The following is a 17,748-nucleotide window of genomic DNA, read 5'->3' as shown; positions in this document are numbered from 1 at the left end:
CTTCCCGTCTTCCGCCCTCAAGGTTTCGCATTGATCCGCTTGAAGTACTCCAGCACCAGGCGCCGCTCCTCGGGCGTCAGGCCGCGCAGTTCGTTCCAGGTGGGCGGAGTGAACTTCGACGCCCCCTTGCCGCTGGCGGAGGTTCCCTGCGGCGTGAACGTCTCCGTCCCCGTCCACGACTTCGCCTCGCGCTTGCCGGTATCCTCGCGCTGGTCCTCCTCGAGCAGGCGCCCCGCGTCGAGCATCTTGCGGAAGAGCCGCTGCTGACGCTCGAGCACCGCCGCATCGAGGTTGGCCGACTCGAGCTGCTGCGCGATCTGCCGCGCCTCGCGCGCCATCTCATCCGATCGCCCCGTCTCGTCGCGATCGCCCTGCTCCTCGAGCTTGGCCGCCACCTCGCGCTGCTGCTTGGCCAGTTCGCGCGCCGCATTCTGCCCCTGCCCGTCCATCTTGCTGCCGGGCTTGGGCATGAGGTCCTGCGCCGCCGAGTTGAGCGCCTGCTGCGCCTTGCTCATCTGTTGCAGCTGCTCGAGCATCTCGGCAAAGCCGGTAGACGACTCGCTGTTCTGCGTGCGCTCGCGATCGCGCACCAACGACGCCCCCGCCTGGTTGAGCGACTCCCCGGCCTCGCGCATCGCGCTCGCCATTTGCTGGCCGGTCTGCGCGCGCTGCGTCTGCGCCGTCGCCTCCTCCACCTTGCGGCGGGCATCCGTCATCATGCGCAGCGACCGCTGCGACAACAGGTTCGACTTGGTCGCCGCCTGCTGCAGCCGCTGCATCGTCTTGTCCACGCCCTGCTGCAGGGCGCTCTGCTGCGCCCGCAGGTCGGACGGCGACGTGCCGCTGCGCGCCTGCTGCTCCAGGTTGTCCTGCTCCCGCGCCAGCTGCAACATCTCCTGGATCGAGCGATCCATCTCGCCGGTGAGCTCCTTCTTCCACTCCCCCACCTGCTGCTCGCGCGCCTTCCCGAGCTCGTTGGCGGCGTCTTCCATCGCCTTCGCCGCCTGCTCGGCCGACGCCTCGTTGCCCTGCTGCTGGCCCGCCTGTCCGCCCTTCTGTCCCTGCCCCTGCTGCTGGCTCTGCCCCTGCTGCTTGGGATCGTTGGACGACTGCCCCTGCTGTCCCTGCTGGGCGGATTGCCCCTGCTGCTTCTCGCCCCCTTGCTGCTTCTCGCCCCCCGGCTGCTTCTCCCCGCCGGGCTGCTTCTCGCCGGACTGCTTCTGCCCCTGTTGCCCCTGCTGTCCCTGCTTCTCCCCTGCCTGCGGCTGGCCGGGCTGCCCCTCCTGCTTCTCGCCGGGCTGCCCCTGCTGCTTCTGCCCCTGCTCGCGCATGGCCTGCTGCAGCTTCTCCAGCGACTCGTCGATCTTGTCGTTGGCCTCCTGCACCCGATCGGCCCCCGCCTCGGCCTTCTCCTTCTTCAGGCGCTCCTGCAGCTGCTTCACGTCCTCCTGCAGGTTCTTCGCCCGGTCGGAGAGCTCCTTGGCGAGCTGCTCGGCGGCGCGCTTCTCCTGCTGCTGGTCGGCCGTGCGCATCGAATCGACCAGCTCGCGCTGCTTCTTGGCCAGGTCCTTCGCCTCGTCCTTGAGCGTCTGCATCTGCCCCTCGAGCGCGGCGCGCTTGAGCATCTCCACGCTCTTCTCCAGCTGCTCGCGCAACTTGCGCTGCTGGTCGGCCAGGTCCTGCAGCGCCTTGCGCGACTCGTCAGGCGACATGTTCTGCGACGCCTGCTCGAGCTTGCGGAGCTTCTCCTGCAGCTCGGGCGTCAGGGCATCGCGCAGCAGCTTCTGCGCCTCGCGCAACCGGTCCTGCAGCGCGCTGTCCAGCGCCCCGGCCTGCTTGAGCTGCTGCTCCATGTTCTTCGCCATCTGCTGCATCTGCTGCATGCGGTCCGCCAGCTGCCGCTGCTCCTTGGCGAACTGCTTGGCCTGCTCGGCCGCCTCGTACGACATGGCGTCCTTGCTGCCCTTCTGCGGCTCGCGCTGCCGCGCCTTGGCGGCGTCGGCGGTCCGCTGGTTGAGCTGCTTCTGCGCGTTGGCCGTGGCCTGCGCCTGCGCGACCGCCGAGTCGGCGGCATTGCGCATCGCCTCGCGCTGCTCGCTCACGCTCGGGAGGCGCAGCGTGATCTCCGGGCTCTCGCCGGCCTGCCGCCACGGCGACCCATCGGTGGCGACCGCGACCAGCTTCATGGCGTCGCCGGGGGTCAGCGCCGACATCGAGAGCGACAGCTGCCCCTGGAATTGCTCCCCTTCGGCCTTGCCTAACGCCCGCGTCACCGATGAACGCACCTCGCCGCGGGCATTGACGATCGTGACCCGCAGCGACGCCGTCGACAACCCGTGGTCGTCGGTGGCGAGCACCGACACCCCGATCGTGTCGCGCACCAGCACCAGCGTATCGCGCCCCGGCGACAGGATCTCCACGCGCGGCGCCGAGTCGGCCTGCACCTCCAGCTGGAGGGCGGGCGGCAGGTCCTCGATGGCCCCGTTCCGCCCGGTGGCGGCCCAGGCGAACGTCCCGCCAACCGTCGGCTGCAGGCGGCCGCGGAAGCTGCGGTCCGACACCTCCAGCGACGCGCGCAGTCCCGTCCCCGCCAACGTCACGGTCGACAGCTCCGTCGACGAATGCCCGTCGATCTCCAGGACCGTCCCGCGCGGAATCCGCACCAGCTCGCCTAACGCGATCGCCTCCGCCTTGCGGGCCAGGTAGGCGGGATACACCGCCTTGATCGTCACGTCGCCGATGAACGGGCGATCGACCACGCGCACCGCCATGGTGTCGCTCGTGCTCCGCCCGTCGGTGGCATACAGCGCCAGGTCCGCGTCGAGCGGGCCGAGCGTCACCACGGCCGAGTCGCCGATGAGCGCCACGGCACTGGAACGCCACGAACTCCCCGTCACGCGCTGCGCCACCGTGACCAGGCGTCGCCCCGGAGCCCGGACCGTCAGCCGCACCTTCTCGCCGCGCAGCACCGAACGCGGCGCCTCGCTCAGCGTCACCCCGCCCAGCAGGGTGCCGTTCCACGCCCGGACGGGGTGCCACAACGCACGCCACCCATCCGGGGCCGCCGACGCCGCCGAGACGAGGGCCAGCAGCCCGACCGCGGCAACGCCCAGTGCCCCCATCGCACGGCGCGCGACCTGCTTGCGCAGCCCCGGCGCCAGCGCCGGCGGCCCGAACGCCGCCAACCGCCCTGCCACCTGCTCCGCGTTGAGGCGACCGAGCACGCCGGCGTCCGCCACCTCCAGCGCCCCGCGCACCGAGCCGGCGCGCAGCTGTCGCTCCTGCTCCACCGCATGGGCGATGCGGGTCACCGACGTCTCGTCGGTCAGCCGCCCGCGCACCCAGCGCGCCAGCAGTGCCGCCGCCCCGAGCGCCACCGCCCAGCCGACAAACGGCGTGATGCGCGGCAATGCCAGCCAACGGCTGTCGCCTAACGCCAGCGTGGCCGCAAGCAGGACGAGCACCGCGCCCGCCACGACCAGCGCCACGCCCCCCGCCGTCAACTGCCGCGCGACGCCTCGGCGTTCGCGCTCCACCAATTCGAGAAGCGTCATGAGACCGGCCGGCTGGTGATCGCGTACACGAAGAGATTCACGCCCATGCGAAGCGCCGTCTCGTGCAGCGCCGGTGGATCATTGTAGGTCCCCACGTCTTCCCACCCGTTCCCGAGGTCGCTCTCGCTGGTGTAGTACACCGCAAGTCGCTCCCCGATGAAGATCCCGTATCCTCGAGCCGGCTTGCCATCGTGCTCGTGCACCTTGGGGACCCCCCGCGGAAAGTCATACACCACGCGATAGATGGGGTGCGAGAGTGGAACGTCCACCAGCGGACGGTCGGGAAAGACGCGGGCAATCTCCTTCCGGAAGCTCTCGTCGAGCCCGTAGTTGTCGTCCACGTGCAGGAAGCCGCCGCGCAGCAGCCACTCCCGCAGCCGAGTCACGTCCTGGTCGGAGAACTTCACCGTGCCGTGACCGGTCATGTGCAGGAAGGCGAAATCGTACAGCCGGTCGTCGGCCAGCGTCACACGCCCCTCGGTCGGCTCCACACGCAGCGTCGTGCGCTCGTTGATCGCCTTCAACAGGTTGGGAAGGCTCGACGGATTCGCATACCAGTCTCCCCCTCCATCATACTGCAGGCGGGCAATCCCCAGCCGCGTGGCCGAGGACGGTGCGAAGCCCGCGAGGGACAGGAGGAGGACCGGCGCGACCACTCGGCCACAGCGCAGCAGACGCGAGAGCGGGCGGGACATCGGACGAGACAGCAGGCGAGGGAGCACGAGAGCCAGTCTGGGGAGGCGAGCGGGGAAAGCCACGCGGCGACGAGAGATCATGCGTCCTGTGCTACACGATAGGCCAGATTGCGCGCGGCGCCGAACCGGTCCACGAGCGAGCGAACGATTTCCTTCGTGGTGGCCCCCTCGCGACGCAGCGCCTGCGCCGCGTCGCGCAGCGCCGCTTCGTCGACGACCACCGCGCCGCACCCTTCGATGAGCAGCACGACTTCGCCGCGCGGTGGTCGCTCGCGCGCGCCGGCCGCGAGCTCGACCACGCTCCCCCGGCGAAACTCCTCGAACTTCTTCGTGAGCTCGCGCGCGAGCACGGCGCGTCGCGCACTCGCCGCGCCCCCCATCACCTGTGCCAGCTCCTCCAGCGTATCGCCCACACGATTGGGCGCCTCGTACACTACGCCTGTGTGCGGCAGGGTGCTGAGCAACTCGAGTTGGGACGCGCGCTCCTTCCCCTTGCGGGCGAGAAAGCCGAGAAAGGTGAAGGCATCGGTCGGCAGGCCAGCGGCGCTGAGCGCCGTGATGAGCGCCGAGGGCCCCGGCACCGGCACGACGGGAACTCCGGCCTCGACGGCGGCGTGCACGAGCCGAGCCCCGGGATCCGACACCAACGGCGTTCCGGCATCGGAGATCAGGGCCATCGACTCCCCGTCCCCCAGCCGTCGGAGCAAGCGCGGCGTCTCGCGCGCCTCGTTATGCTCGTGCAGCGATGCGACCGGCGTGGTGATGCCGTAGTGGTCGAGCAGCCCACGGGAATGCCGCGTGTCCTCACACAGGATCACCGACACGCGCCCCAGCGTCTCGACCGCGCGATACGTGATGTCGCCCAGGTTCCCGATCGGCGTGGCGACGACGTAGAGCGTCCCCGCGGTCGAAGGCGGAGCGTCGCCGGAGAGGTCGGGCGCGACAGCAGCGGGAGGTGTCGTGGTCACCCCCCAAGAATACGACCGCGAGATGCCCCCCCGCGACCCTCACCTGCGGGGGAAGCGACCCGCCTCAAGACGACGTCGGCCGGAGGGCGAGTGCCCCCCGGCCGACGCGAAGAGAAGCCGCCGCGCGCGAGCGCGTTCAGTTCGCCGAGTGCTGCTTGAACTTCTGCTCGAGCGCCGGCTTGGGCGCGAAGCCGATGACCGTGTCGACCACCTTGCCGTCCTTGAAGAACAGGATCGTCGGGATCGAGCGCACGTTGTACTTCATCGCCGTCTTCTGGTTGCTGTCCACATCGAGCTTCGTGACCTTCGCCTTTCCGGCGTACTCGGCGGCGAGTTGGTCGACGATGGGGCCTACCATACGGCACGGCCCGCACCATTCGGCCCAGAAGTCCACGACCGCCAGCCCACTCGCCTGCTCGATCTCACTGGCGAAGTTCGCGTCCGTCACCGCCATCGTGTTCGACATCGTGCATTCCTCCACGTGGGGATTCACCCCATCGACGCTCAGATTAACTTGCGCGCGCACCGACCCATTCCGGAGCGCCGACTCCTGATGTCACAGCTGCCATCATCCGACCCATCCCGGCGCGGGACGCGCATCGCCCACATCGGCGTTGCCGTCCGCTCGCTCGAGGAGATCGTCCCGTTCTACCGCGACGTCCTCGGTTTGCCCGAGACGCCGCTCGATGATGCCGACGGCGCCCGCATCGCGGGACTCGTCGCCGGAGAATCGCTCGTCGAACTCCTCGAGGCCCAATCGCCGGAGTCACCGATTGGCAAGTACGTCGCCAAGCGCGGCCCGGGCATTCACCACATCTGCTTCAACGTGGACGACCTCGACGGAACGTTGGCTCGCTGTCGTGAAGCCGGGATCCGCCTCATCGACGAATCCCCGCGTCTCGGCGCAGAAGGCAAGCGCATCGCCTTCCTGCACCCGTCGGCAACGGCCGGTGTACTGGTCGAATTGTCCGAGTACTAACCTAGCGACGGCGGAAAGGGTTCCGCGCGCTCTCGCGACGACTCTAGCGCTTGCAGAAGTCCTTCATGGCGGTGATCCCCGCATCGCGCACGTACCAGCGATCCGAGGGCCCCTTCACCACGGAGAACGCCGGCGTGGCGGTCTTCTTTCCGCGCGTGATCTCGACGCGTACGAGGCGCTCGCCATCGGGCGCCGGTCCCTCTTCCACAACCTTGTATCGATCGTGGTCGTAGCACCCCTGCATGATGATCTCGCGCTTCTCGAGTTCCGAACGCTCGAGCTGGTCGCGCGCGGGCCCCTTGCTGGTCCCCCACACGACCGACATCGCCTGCAAGTCCTGCGACTTGACCGCCGCGAGAAACGACTCTACCGCCAGACGCGGGGCAGCGGCGCCGGTGAGCGCGACGCCGGGCGCCGGCTTGCGTCCACACGCCGCCAGCACGAGCGGAACCAGCACGATCCACTTCTTCACGCGATTCTCCAGGCGAGATTGCGAGCGAACGTAACCCGGCACCGGGCGCCGAGCAACGGTGCCGCCGGGGGCGTACCCGCACAGACAGGAGGCGTTCCCACATGACCACGACTGTTTCGCCCCATCAGCGGCTCTATATCAACATCGATCACGTGGCCACCATTCGTCAGGCGCGACGCACCGACGAACCCGATCCGGTCGCGGCGGCACTCGCCTGTGAGGCCGCCGGCGCCGATGGCATTACCGCGCACCTGCGCGAAGACCGTCGACACATCCAGGACGACGACGTCGAGCGCCTCTCGACCTCCGTGAAGACCGTCTTCAACCTCGAGATGGCCTGCACCGACGAGATGCTCGCCATCGCCGAGCGGCTGCGCCCCTTTCAGGTCACCTTCGTCCCCGAGCGTCGCGAGGAGATCACCACCGAGGGAGGGCTCGACGTCTCGCACGATCCCACCGCCCTCGAACGGGCCATGGCCCGCATGCGCGCCGCCGGCATCCGGTCGTCGCTCTTCATCGATCCCGTCTCTGCCGCCGTCAAGCGCTCGCGCGAACTCGGCGCCGACGCGATCGAGCTGCACACCGGGAGCTACGCACATCACCCGAACGACCCCGTACATCTCGGGGCGCTCGCTCGTGCGGCCGCGCTGGCCCACTCGCTCGGGTTGCACGTGCACGCCGGTCACGGACTCACCGTGCGCAACGTCACCCCGATCGCGGCAATCCCCGAAATCGAGGAGCTCAACATCGGGCACACCATCGTGAGTCGCGCCGTCTTCGTGGGCATCGCCGCCGCCGTGCGCGAGATGCGCGCCGCCATGGATCGCGCGCGCGCCACGTTGCACACCTAGCCCGCGACGGGGACGCATCCCTAACTTCCCCTCGCGCCAACCACCTGACTCGCGAATGACCGGATCGCCGGAACTCCTGGAGTTCTATCTCGTCGAAGCGACCGAGTACCTCGACGCGCTCGATCAACTCGTCGCCGGCACCGGTGCCCCCCCCGACGGCAACGCCTTCATCGCGACGGCGCGCGCCCTGCGCGGCGCGTCGTCGATGGCCAAGGTCGCGCCCATCGAGCAGATCGCCAGCCTCATCGAACAGCTCGCCCATGGCGTGCGCGATGGCGACCTGCGGTGGACCGTCGACCTGCATCGCGTCCTGCGCCTCACGGTCGACGACCTGCGATTCCTCGTGCGCGGCGTGCGCACCTGGGGCGAACGCGAGGCCGCGCGCGCCGACGCACGCCTCGCCGACCTCCAGCGATGCCTGCCTAACGAAGAGCGCCGATCCGCCGCCCCGGATGCGGCCGCCACCGCCCCGGTCTTCATCGCCCTGCAATCGTCGGCCATCGCCGCCGAGCTCGACGCCTTCGTCGCCAACCCGCGACACAAGCGCGCCCTCGACGACGCGCTCACGCGCGCCCGAACCATGCGCGGGATCGCCGGCATCGGCGACTTCCCCCCCTTGGCCGACGTCGCCGACGCCATCGATCGCACGGCGCGCGCCCTGATGCCCGACGCGCCGCTCGCCGAGGGCGAGATCGAGCTCTTCCGCTCGGCCGCCGACGTCCTGCGCCAGACCTCCGCACGACTGCGCGACGGCGGCGACACCGCCCCCGACGAACCGATGGTCGCCCGCTTCGCCCGCGCCGTGACGGCGCTCGAAGTGCCGGCCCCGGTCGCCGAAGGCGAGCGCGTGGTGGCCATCGACGAACTGTACTATGCCGACGCAGGCCCGCACGTGCTCCAGCGCGCCGCGGCGCCGCCCAGCACGCGCATGCAGCGCTTCCGCGCCGAGGTGACCTCGCGGGCGGAGCACCTGCGGCGCCTCGTCAATGACGCCCGCCAGGTGCACGACCTCGCCGGGCGCGAGCGCGCCGAGCGTGGGCTGCGCGGCGCCCTGCTCGACATGGAGTCCGTGGCCGGGTCGTTCGACGTGCACCAGGTGGCCGCCTTCTTCGGCGAGACGGCGCGCGAGATCGACCTGCTCGCCCCGTCACCGCTCGAAGCGATCGAGGCCGGTGCCCTGCTGCTGCTCGCCCCTGGCGACTCGATCGAGGAGATCGAACGGCGGCTGGCGGTGCTGGAGCGCTCGCGACGCAACACGCCGGTGATGTCGCCGGTCATCCAGCCGCACCGCGTGGTCGAGGAGCGACCGGTCCCCACACCGGCGCCCCTGGGCGTTCCGTCGCCCGTGGTGCCGCCGGCCGCGAGCGCCCCGTTTATCGGCGCCCCCGCCGTTCCCCCGGCCGCCGCGTTCGCCCCTCCTGTGCTGCCGGCGCCGAGGGTCGCCCCGCCCGTTCCTGCGGCGCCGGCGGCGCCGGTTGCGGCACCGCTCGCCAGACCGGCGCAGCCACCTCTCGCGGGCGCGACGCCCCCCACGGCGCCCAGTCCCCAGGGTGCGATCGGCGGCCGACGCCCTCCGCCGACGCCGACCGGCCGGGAGCTGCAGGACCTGTTGCAGGTGGGGATCGCCGGCTTCAGCTCGCTCGATGATGAACCGCTGAGCGAGCCCGCTCGTCTGGAGGAGGACGAAGTCGTCGTCCCTATCGAATCGCTGTTGTACCGCGGACCGGCGGCCATCGCCCGCGCCATCGAGGTGCGGGATGCCATGCGCCAGCGCGGCACGACCGACGACGCGACCCTTCAAGAGATCTTCGATCTCCTCGACCTCGCGCAGGCGGAGTAATCACGGATGAAAATCGGCTGGCGCGGCGCGCTCGGCTTTGTGCTGAGCGCTGCTTTTCTGGTGTGGACCATGCGCGAGGTGTCGTTCGCCCAGGTCTGGGGAGTCCTCCGCCAGTCGAGCCTCCCACTGTTCCTGCTCTCCGCCACGGTCGCCACGCTGATCTTCCCGCTGCGCGCCCTGCGCTGGCGGGTGATCCTGGAGCCCATCGCCCACGACATTCCATTCGGGGCGCTCTGGCGCTCCACGGCGGTCGGGATGATGGTGAACAACGTCTTCCCGGCGCGGGCCGGTGAACTGGCGCGCGCCTACGCGCTCACGCGCGAGGAGCCCCGCGTGAACTTCGCGGCCGCCTTCGCCTCCCTCGCGGTCGATCGCATCTTCGACGCCGTCACCGTCGTGATCCTGCTGGTCACGGCGATGATCTTCTCCGACTTCCCGCCCGAGACCACCATCGGCGGCCAGCCAATCAATCGGGTCGCAATGGGGACCGGCCTTCTGGCCGTCGGCGCCCTGGCCGGCGTCGTCGCGATGGCGATGTTTCCCTCGCTGGTGGTGCGCATCTGGGATGGCGTGGTGGGTCGAATCGCCCCTCGCTTCGTCGATCGCGGCCGGCGCTTGCTCGAATCGTTCATGTCGGGACTGGGCGCGCTACGGTCACCGGTTCGCTTCGCCAAGGTCCTCGGGTGGGCCATCGTGATGTGGCTCGTCAACGGGCTGTCGTTCTGGATCGGATTTCTCGCCGTCGGGATCGAGGCGCCGTACACGGCCGCGCTCTTCCTGATGGGGGTCATTGCGATCTCGGTCGCCATTCCGTCGTCGCCCGGCTTCTTCGGAGTCTTCGAGGCGGCGGCACTGGCCGGCCTCACGCTCTACAATGTGAAGAGCGACCTGGCCGTCTCGTGGGCCCTTGGCTTTCACCTCCTCGCCTTCCTTCCCATCACCCTGATCGGCCTGTTCTACTTCGCCCGACTGGGGATGAAGTTCGGTGAGTTGGGGCAGCAGGCCGCTGGGGGGACGACGAAGGCCGGCGCCCCCGCCTGATCGAGAGATCCCCTGATGCGCAGCGCCGAAGTCGTCGCGCAGGCCAAGGTCAACCTCTTCCTCCGGGTGCTGGCCCGGGAAGCCAGCGGCTTCCATCAGCTCGAGACGCTGTTCTGCCGCCTCTCGCTCGGCGATCGGGTACGGGTACGTCTCACGGAGGGGAGCCGATCGCTCGATTGCGCCGGCCCCGCGATCCCTCCTGACGGACTCGGGCCCACGGAGAAGAACCTCGCCTGGCGCGCCGCACTCGCCTTTCTCGAGGCCAGCGGATGGAACACCGGCTTCTCGATCGAGATCGACAAGCAGATCCCGGTTGGAGGGGGGCTCGGCGGAGGGAGCGCCGACGCCGGGGCGGTGCTCCGGGCGCTCAACGCAATGGCCCCCGCGCCACTGCCGACGTTTCACCTCCTGCGCTTAGGCTCCGCACTCGGTGCCGACGTCCCGTTCCTCACGCAGGAGTCCTCGCCGCTCGCTCTCGCCTGGGGCCGTGGCGACCGGCTCATGCCGCTCCCTCCCCTCCCCGAGCGCCCCTGTCTCCTGTTCGCCTTTTCGACCGGGGTCGCGACCGCCGATGCGTATCGCTGGCTCTCGGAGGAGCCGGCCGAGGCGGCGAGGGCGATCGCCTATCGGCCGGAGCAGTTGTCGCGCTGGGCCGACGTGGAACTGATGGCGTACAACGAGTTCGAGCGCGTCGTGCTTCCGCGGCACGCGGTCATTCGGGGCGTCGTCGAAGGGATGCGGCATCCGGAGATTCGCGAGGTCTTCCCGGTCACGCTCATGAGCGGGTCAGGGGCCACGGTGTTTGCGCTACCCGCGATCGACGAGCGCCCGTCGGACAGCGGCGGCCGTGAGGTGGCGATCGGGATCCAGGCGAGCGAGTCCGGGGGAGAGGATGCGCAGCTGATCGAGACGTCAACCGCGGGCCACGTTGAGCCCGTGCGCGTGGACGACTAGCTTCGTGGGCTGGCTGGGGCGTGCTGGCCCTTCGTTCAATGGCAGGACAGCAGACTTTGGATCTGCGAATGGTGGTTCGAATCCACCAGGGCCAATCAGGACGTCACCCGGGCGGATCGGTCGAGGCGATGGCGTCGCGGACACGCGACGACGCGTCGGGGCCGTCCGTTGTGTGCCGTTCGTCGTTCGTTGACATAACTATCAGTCCCCACTAGGCTTAAAGGCTCTACGGCAATGGACCATCTGCCCGGCGTACTCCGCGGTTTCAAGCTGATCTCGGGAAACGCCAACAGGGGGCTCGCCGAAGAAATCGCGCGCAACCTCGGGGTCGACCTCGCACGGGTCACGACGTCGAAGTTCGCGGACGGCGAGATCTTCGTGCGAATCGATGAGAACATTCGCGGTGCGGATGTCTTCATCGTCCAACCGACGAATCCACCGGCGGACAACATCATCGAGCTGTTGCTCCTGATGGATGCCGTGCGGCGCGCGTCGGCGGCGCGCATCACCTGCGTGATGCCGTATTACGGATACTCGCGGCAGGACCGAAAGGACCAGCCTCGCGTCGCGATCGGCGCCAAGCTGATGGCGAACATGATCGAGAAGGCGGGGGCCGATCGGGTACTCGGGTTGGATTTTCACCAGCACCAGCTGCAAGGGTTCTTCGACAAGCCTGTCGATCACCTGTATGCAGCGCCGGTTTTGGTGAATCACTTCAAGAAGAAGCAGTTGAAGGACTTGGTGATCGTGGCGCCGGATGTGGGATCGGCGAAGATGGCGCGAGGGTTCGGCAAGCGGTTGAATGCCACCTTGGCCATCATCGACAAGCGGCGACCGAGTGCCAATGTGTCGGAAGTAGTGAACGTGGTCGGTGACGTCGAGGGGAAGGATTGCATCATCCCCGATGACATGATCGACACGGCAGGAACGGTGTCCGAGGCTGCGCGCGCCCTCAAGGCGTTAGGGGCGAAGGACATCTACGTGTGCGCGACGCACGCGCTCCTCTCCGGCCCGGCCGTGGAGCGCCTGAAGAGCGCACCGATCGCGGAGATCGTCGTCACCGACTCGATCGCCCTCGATCCCAGCAAGAAGTTTGACCGCCTGACGGTGCTGTCGGTTGGGGAGCTGCTGGCCAAGGCCATCCGCTTCACCCACAGCGAGCAGTCCGTCAGTTCGCTCTTTGATTGATACAACTCGTCTTCTCGTCTTCCCGTCCTCTCGTCCTCTGAGTCATGGCAACTGCATCTCTCTCCGCTTCCGCGCGCACCGGCACTGGTAAGGGTGTCGCCCGCTCGCTGCGCCGTGACGGCCGCGTCCCGGCTGTCATCTACGGCCATGCGCGCGCGTCGCAGGCTCTCTCGGTGGACGCTCGCGAGCTCAGCCGCCTGCTCGATCGCGTCTCCGCGGAGACGACGGTCATCGAGCTGGCCGTGGACGGGACCATGTCGCGCACGCTCATCCGTGACATCCAGCGCCATCCGGTCAAGCGCGCCATCATCCACGTCGACTTCCAGGAACTGGTCGCCGGCGAGTTGGTGACGGTCAACATCCCGATCGTGATCACGGGAACGTCCATCGGTGTGCGCCTCAGCGCCGGCATCCTGACGCAGGTGACGCAGGAGCTCGAGTGCCGCGTCGACCCGGCGAACATCCCGAGCCGCATCGAAGTCGATGTCACCAACATCAACGTCGGTGGATCGGTCCACGTCAGCGACCTCACGATCCCGGCCGGGGTCGAGGTGCTCAACGGCGGCGGCGACACGGTGCTGACGGTCAGCGCGTCGAAGGCGAGCGATGAGGGCACCGCCGCGACGGGCGAAGCGACTGGCGCCGAGCCGGAGCTCATTCGCAAGGCGAAGGCGGACGAAGAGGCCGAGGCGAAGAAGTAGCCCTTCGGCCCGCAACGCCCCTGTAGGTGAAGATCATCGTCGGCCTCGGGAATCCGGGGCGAAAGTACGACGGCACGCGTCACAACGTCGGCTGGTGGGCACTCGACCACCTCGCCGACGTTTGGCGTTTCGCCCCCTGGCGCCAGGAAGGAGACGCGCTGGTCGCCGATGGCCTGATTGGCGACGCGCGCGTGCGGCTCATCAAGCCACAGACGTACATGAACCTGAGCGGCGTCGCCCTGCGTCCCTACCTGCGCCGCCTCGAGTTCTCAGGACTCCACCACCTGCTCGTGCTCGTCGACGAGGTGGCCATCCCCATCGGGACGCTGCGCCTGCGTGCCGCCGGGAGTGCCGGCGGGCACAACGGGCTCAAGTCCATCGAGTCCACGTTAGGCACCCGCGACTACGCCCGCCTGCGGATCGGCATTGCCCCCGCTGACGGCACACCGCCGCCGGGCGACCTGGCCGACTTCGTCCTCGACCACTTCTCGGCCGACGAGCGGGCAGTGATCACGGCGCAACTCCCGAAGATCGCGACGGCCGTGGAGTGCTGGGTGTCGGAAGGGATCGCGAAGGCGATGAACCTGGCGAATGCGAAGGCCGCGTTGCCTCCGGCGGCCGAAGACTGGACGAAAGACGGGAAGACGGGAAGACGAGTGACTAGGCCTGCGGGCCGGGGCTCTTTCCCGTCTTCCGGGCTTTCCTGGGAGGATGCGTGAGGGCGCGGTCGTGTACGGTGCGGCGGAGGGCGACCAGCATACGTGTCACCTGGTCGGTACGTGCTTCGAGCGTCGCGTGGTCCGTCGTGGAGAGGAGCTCCAGGTCGCGGGCGAGGAGCAGGTGGTAGTCGAGTTCGCGCGCCGAGCCCAGGGCTTGCTGCAGGAAGTTGGCGAACTGCGCGCTGGTCGATCGTCCGGTTCCCTCCGCGATGTTGGCCGAGACGGAGGCAGCTGCTCGCCGCATCTGTCCCGCGAGCGCGGAGTGCCCATGTGCATGGAAGCCGGCGGAGGCACGATACACGCGCAACGTGAGCTCATGCGACTTCTGCCATACCGTGAGTTTCTTGTAGATCTGCATGACGAGAGCCTAGCCCGGCGCGCTTCGAATGCCCGTACCAATTCCCTGCACCAACTACATTTCAACCGCACCGCCGCGTATCCTCGTCTTCTCGTCTTCCCGTCTTCTCGTCTTCTCATGCTACGTCTCGGTATCGTAGGCCTCCCCAACGTCGGCAAATCGACGCTCTTCAACGCGCTCACCTCCGCGGCGGCGCAAGCGTCCAACTACCCCTTCTGCACGGTCGAGCCGAACGTCGGGATGGTGGAAGTCCCCGATGATCGACTGCCGGCGCTCGCCGAGGTGGTCAAGCCCAAGCGGACCCTCCCCGCGGTCGTGCAGTTCGTCGACATCGCCGGACTCGTGAAGGGGGCGTCGCAGGGGGAGGGGTTGGGGAACAAGTTCCTCACCAACATCCGCGAGACCGACGCGATCGTGCACGTGGTGCGCTGTTTCGAGGATGCCGACATCACGCATGTGATGGGCGGGGTCGATCCGGTGCGCGACCGTGAGGTCATCGAGTTCGAACTCGCCCTGAGCGATCTCGGGGTGGTCGAGAAGCGCCTGGACAAGGTGCAGCGTGCCGCACGCACGGGGGACAAGGAGGCGCAGGTGGAGCTCCCGGTGCTCGAGGCGGCGAACGCCCTGCTCAAGGAGGGCAAGGCGCTGTGGGAGGGGAAGCTCACCGCGGAGCAGAAGGCGGTCCTCGCGCCGCTCGCGCTGCTCACGGCCAAGCCCGTGCTGTATGCCGCCAACGTGACCGAGGACGAGTTGCACGGCGACGAGGGGAAGCACCTGACGGCGCTGCGCGCGGCGATCGCCAACAGCGCCGAGGAGGCCGAGGTGGTCCCTTTCTCCGCGAAGATCGAGGCGGAGCTGGGCGAACTGCCGCCCGAGGAGCGCAAGGAGTTCCTCGCCTCGTTAGGTCTCGAGTCGGCGGGGCTCGATCGGCTCATTCGCGCCGGCTATCACCTGCTCGGCCTTCAGACGTACTTCACCGCCGGCGAGCAGGAAGTGCGCGCCTGGACGATCCACCAGGGCGATACGGCCCCCAAGGCGGCGGGGGTCATCCACACCGATTTCGAACGTGGCTTCATTCGTGCCGAGACGGTGTCGTACGAGGACTTCGTGCGGCTGGGCGGGTGGAAGGAGTCGCGCGAGAAGGGGGCGGTTCGGAGTGAAGGAAAGGAGTACGTCGTGAAGGACGGGGACGTGATGTTGTTCCGCTTCAACGTCTAGCAGCGAAGAACGGGGGCAAAGCACGGGGCAGCATCAACGAACCGGATTCTCGTTGACGCTGCCCCCAAGCACACGTCCCGTCACCGGCGCAGCGCGTGTCGTCCCGCGCCGTCAGCATCTCCGCTAGAAACCATGGGCTGGTGCGTCACAGCGGGTAGGATTGACCTGCCTGACGCGCCCCCATAGGAGGACCACATGTTCGAACGTCTCGCGTTTTCTGCAGCTAGGGCAGCATTGCTGGCGATCGCCGTGCTGGGGTGTGCACGAGATCCTGTCTCGACCGAGGTTGCGGCCCCTGGCGAAGCGGCGCGCGTGGTGTGGACGGAGGCTGCAGCCGCTGGCGGAACGCCGTACCGGACCGAGACGCACATCGACTCGGCGTCCGGGCGTTACACCATCCGCTCGTGCGGCGTGGCGTGGACGCCGTGTCCCAACCTGCAGCTCGTGCGCGAGTCGACCGTACTGCCGAAGGACCTGCGCGAAGTCTTCGCGGCCACGACGCGCCCGAGGTTTCGCGCGCTCAACGCGAACTACGCGAACCCATCGGGCATCGTTCCGCCCGACGGCGGTGGCGCGACGATCGAGATCGTGCGCAACGGGACGCGGCGCACCATCAGCTGGGTCTCCAATGCCCCCGTGCCGGCGGCGTTGAGCGAGTTCCAGTGCCTCCTGCGCGTGGTGCGGGGCGACCTCCTGGTGTGCGCCTGACGGGGGCGGCGCGCGACGACGGTCGCGGAGTACCCGGCGCTTAGCGCGCCGGCTCGACCGGCTCCAGCACCCTGGCGTCGTCGACCCGGGGATTGTTGACCATGAGCGAGATGGGATACGCCTCGAGCCACTCGCTGGGGCAGGGCTGCATGAGGTCGCGGAGCGCGGGGGCGGGGGTCCGCGGGTCGAGCCACGCGTCGTAGTGTTCCGGCGCGATGATGACGGGCATGCGGTCGTGGATCCGCGCCATGAGCGCGTTGGCCTCGGTCGTGAGGAGGGCGCCGGTCACCATCCCCTCCCCTTCGGCGTCCTTGGCCTTCCAGTACTCCCAGAGTCCCGCCATCGCGAACGGTTCCCCGCCCGACAGGCGGATGGCGTGGGGTTGTTTCCGGGTTTGGCCGGGGACGATCTGCCACTCGTAGAAGACGTCGGCGGGGACGAGGCAGCGGCGCGACTTCATGGCGCTGCGAAAGGCCGGTTTCTCGAAGGCCGTGTCGGCGCGGGCGTTGGCCATGCGCGCCCCGATGTCGGGGTCCTTGGCCCATGCGGGGACGAGCCCCCAGCGCACGAAGTCGGCCCGGCGCCCCCCATCTCGCTCGCGCACCGCCAGGATGTCCGATCCCGGCGGGATGTTGAAGCGGGGGACGAGCGGCGGGAACTCCCGAATGCCGAAGCGTTCGAGATCGAGGCGTTCGGGGCGGGTTAGACCGAAGCGTCCGCACATGTCGCGAATGTAACCCCTTGGTATTCAAGGAGAAACCCGCTAGGTTCCGCGGACAATTCGCTGGCACCCTTGCGGGTGCCTACGGCGCCCTTTGTAGGCGCCCATCCCCTCCTCCCGTTTACGGCAACCAACGGGGGGCGGTTCACGACCAAAGGGAGGATTGCCGACCGTGTCTCGCAAGTACGAGGCGGTGTACATCTTCGACTCGACGCTCGAAGATGCCGTCATCCAGGAAAAACTCGCCAAGCACCACGCCCTCCTCGGAGCGACCGCGGAAATCGCGGCCGACCATTGGGGCCGTCGTCAGCTCGCCTACAAGATCGGGCGTCGCGAGACGGGCTACTACGTGCTGGCCCGCATTACCGTCGATCCCAAGACGCTTCCCGAGTTCGAGCGCTCGCTCAAGCTCGACGATGCCGTCATCCGCTACCTGATCACCCTGTACGAGCACGAGCTGGGCGCGCCGCCGATCTCCGAGGAAGAAGCCGCCCTGGCCCGCCGCCGCGACGAAGACGACGAGGACGAGGACTAAGCCATGCGACGCCAGACCAAGACCTGTCCCTTCTGCGAAGGGCGCGTGCACTACGTCGACTTCAAGGACGATCGCACGCTGGGCCGTTTCATCACGGACCATGGCAAGATCCTGCCGAGCCGTTTGAGCGGCGTGTGCGCGCGTCACCAGCGTCAGCTCTCGACCGCGATCAAGCGGGCGCGTTACCTCGCGCTGATTCCGTACCAGCGCGGGCACCAGAGCGCCTAACGCACGCGGCGAGCGGCC

19 protein-coding genes and 1 tRNA gene are annotated in these 17,748 nt (G+C 68.6%); 13 read left to right on the top strand and 7 right to left on the bottom strand.

Features of this window, described 5'->3' with window-relative positions:
• Positions 1-17: 17 nt before the first annotated feature.
• The 4 genes from IPN47_17020 to trxA all read right to left on the bottom strand — a co-directional run bounded on the left by IPN47_17020 (position 18) and on the right by trxA (position 5,683).
• Positions 18-3,554, bottom strand: a complete 3,537-nt coding sequence (locus IPN47_17020; protein MBK9409714.1) for a hypothetical protein — start codon at positions 3,552-3,554, stop codon at positions 18-20.
• A complete protein-coding gene (locus IPN47_17015) occupies positions 3,551-4,249 on the bottom strand; it encodes a DUF4159 domain-containing protein (GenBank protein MBK9409713.1) in 699 nt (232 codons plus the stop codon). Before IPN47_17015 ends, IPN47_17020 begins: the two co-directional genes overlap by 4 nt.
• A 77-nt stretch (positions 4,250-4,326) precedes the next feature.
• A complete protein-coding gene (gene rsmI / locus IPN47_17010) occupies positions 4,327-5,217 on the bottom strand; it encodes a 16S rRNA (cytidine(1402)-2'-O)-methyltransferase (protein ID MBK9409712.1) in 891 nt (296 codons plus the stop codon).
• Positions 5,218-5,353: 136 nt separating this feature from the next.
• Positions 5,354-5,683 (bottom strand): thioredoxin, encoded by a 330-nt coding sequence (trxA, locus tag IPN47_17005; GenBank protein ID MBK9409711.1) that lies wholly within the window; start codon positions 5,681-5,683, stop codon positions 5,354-5,356.
• A gap of 87 nt (positions 5,684-5,770) precedes the next feature.
• Between trxA and mce the strand changes: the two genes are divergently transcribed.
• Entirely contained in the window at positions 5,771-6,196 is a 426-nt protein-coding gene (gene mce / locus IPN47_17000) for a methylmalonyl-CoA epimerase (protein MBK9409710.1), read from the top strand.
• 43 nt (positions 6,197-6,239) lie between these two features.
• On the opposite strand, the gene IPN47_16995 is transcribed toward mce, so the two are convergent.
• Positions 6,240-6,668 carry a hypothetical protein gene (locus tag IPN47_16995; protein ID MBK9409709.1) on the bottom strand — a complete coding sequence of 143 codons (429 nt, stop codon included), beginning with the start codon at positions 6,666-6,668 and terminating at the stop codon, positions 6,240-6,242.
• Between the two features lie 101 nt (positions 6,669-6,769).
• Between IPN47_16995 and IPN47_16990 the strand changes: the two genes are divergently transcribed.
• The 8 genes from IPN47_16990 to IPN47_16955 all read left to right on the top strand — a co-directional run bounded on the left by IPN47_16990 (position 6,770) and on the right by IPN47_16955 (position 13,962).
• A complete protein-coding gene (locus IPN47_16990; protein ID MBK9409708.1) occupies positions 6,770-7,519 on the top strand; it encodes a pyridoxine 5'-phosphate synthase in 750 nt (249 codons plus the stop codon).
• A 55-nt stretch (positions 7,520-7,574) separates the two neighbouring features.
• Entirely contained in the window at positions 7,575-9,359 is a 1,785-nt protein-coding gene (locus IPN47_16985) for an Hpt domain-containing protein (protein ID MBK9409707.1), read from the top strand.
• Positions 9,360-9,365: 6 nt separating this feature from the next.
• Entirely contained in the window at positions 9,366-10,400 is a 1,035-nt protein-coding gene (locus IPN47_16980) for a flippase-like domain-containing protein (GenBank protein ID MBK9409706.1), read from the top strand.
• 15 nt (positions 10,401-10,415) lie between these two features.
• Positions 10,416-11,354: a 4-(cytidine 5'-diphospho)-2-C-methyl-D-erythritol kinase gene (ispE, locus tag IPN47_16975; protein ID MBK9409705.1), complete on the top strand. Its 939-nt coding sequence runs from the start codon at positions 10,416-10,418 to the stop codon at positions 11,352-11,354.
• A 24-nt stretch (positions 11,355-11,378) separates the two neighbouring features.
• Positions 11,379-11,449: transfer RNA gene (locus tag IPN47_16970), tRNA-Gln, on the top strand.
• Positions 11,450-11,588: 139 nt separating this feature from the next.
• Positions 11,589-12,542: a ribose-phosphate pyrophosphokinase gene (locus tag IPN47_16965; protein MBK9409704.1), complete on the top strand. Its 954-nt coding sequence runs from the start codon at positions 11,589-11,591 to the stop codon at positions 12,540-12,542.
• A 44-nt stretch (positions 12,543-12,586) separates the two neighbouring features.
• Complete coding sequence (locus IPN47_16960) at positions 12,587-13,243, top strand: 50S ribosomal protein L25/general stress protein Ctc (protein MBK9409703.1); 657 nt, start codon at positions 12,587-12,589, stop codon at positions 13,241-13,243.
• Between the two features lie 26 nt (positions 13,244-13,269).
• A complete protein-coding gene (locus tag IPN47_16955) occupies positions 13,270-13,962 on the top strand; it encodes an aminoacyl-tRNA hydrolase (GenBank protein ID MBK9409702.1) in 693 nt (230 codons plus the stop codon).
• Here IPN47_16955 and IPN47_16950 read toward each other — a convergent pair.
• A complete protein-coding gene (locus tag IPN47_16950; protein ID MBK9409701.1) occupies positions 13,904-14,320 on the bottom strand; it encodes a four helix bundle protein in 417 nt (138 codons plus the stop codon). The genes IPN47_16955 and IPN47_16950 overlap by 59 nt on opposite strands.
• Before the next feature lie 117 nt (positions 14,321-14,437).
• Here IPN47_16950 and ychF point away from each other — a divergent pair, with 117 nt between their 5' ends.
• Together ychF and IPN47_16940 are read left to right on the top strand one after the other, a co-directional pair.
• Positions 14,438-15,538 carry a redox-regulated ATPase YchF gene (gene ychF / locus IPN47_16945; GenBank protein ID MBK9409700.1) on the top strand — a complete coding sequence of 367 codons (1,101 nt, stop codon included), beginning with the start codon at positions 14,438-14,440 and terminating at the stop codon, positions 15,536-15,538.
• Between the two features lie 195 nt (positions 15,539-15,733).
• On the top strand, positions 15,734-16,246 hold the full coding sequence (locus tag IPN47_16940) for a hypothetical protein (GenBank protein MBK9409699.1): 513 nt from the start codon (positions 15,734-15,736) through the stop codon (positions 16,244-16,246).
• Positions 16,247-16,286: 40 nt separating this feature from the next.
• On the opposite strand, the gene IPN47_16935 is transcribed toward IPN47_16940, so the two are convergent.
• Complete coding sequence (locus IPN47_16935; GenBank protein ID MBK9409698.1) at positions 16,287-16,970, bottom strand: SOS response-associated peptidase; 684 nt, start codon at positions 16,968-16,970, stop codon at positions 16,287-16,289.
• A 169-nt stretch (positions 16,971-17,139) separates the two neighbouring features.
• On the opposite strand from IPN47_16935, the gene rpsF reads away from it, so the two are divergent.
• Both rpsF and IPN47_16925 read left to right on the top strand, forming a co-directional pair.
• Positions 17,140-17,502, top strand: a complete 363-nt coding sequence (gene rpsF / locus IPN47_16930) for a 30S ribosomal protein S6 (protein MBK9409697.1) — start codon at positions 17,140-17,142, stop codon at positions 17,500-17,502.
• 3 nt (positions 17,503-17,505) lie between these two features.
• Complete coding sequence (locus tag IPN47_16925) at positions 17,506-17,730, top strand: 30S ribosomal protein S18 (protein MBK9409696.1); 225 nt, start codon at positions 17,506-17,508, stop codon at positions 17,728-17,730.
• Positions 17,731-17,748: the final 18 nt, after the last annotated feature.

Source organism: Gemmatimonadota bacterium (assembly GCA_016719105.1).
In the GTDB taxonomy this organism is placed as follows: Bacteria; Gemmatimonadota; Gemmatimonadetes; order Gemmatimonadales; family Gemmatimonadaceae; genus SCN-70-22.
Note: the sequence above shows the minus strand (reverse complement) of the source record. Positions and strands in the feature narration are given on the sequence as shown.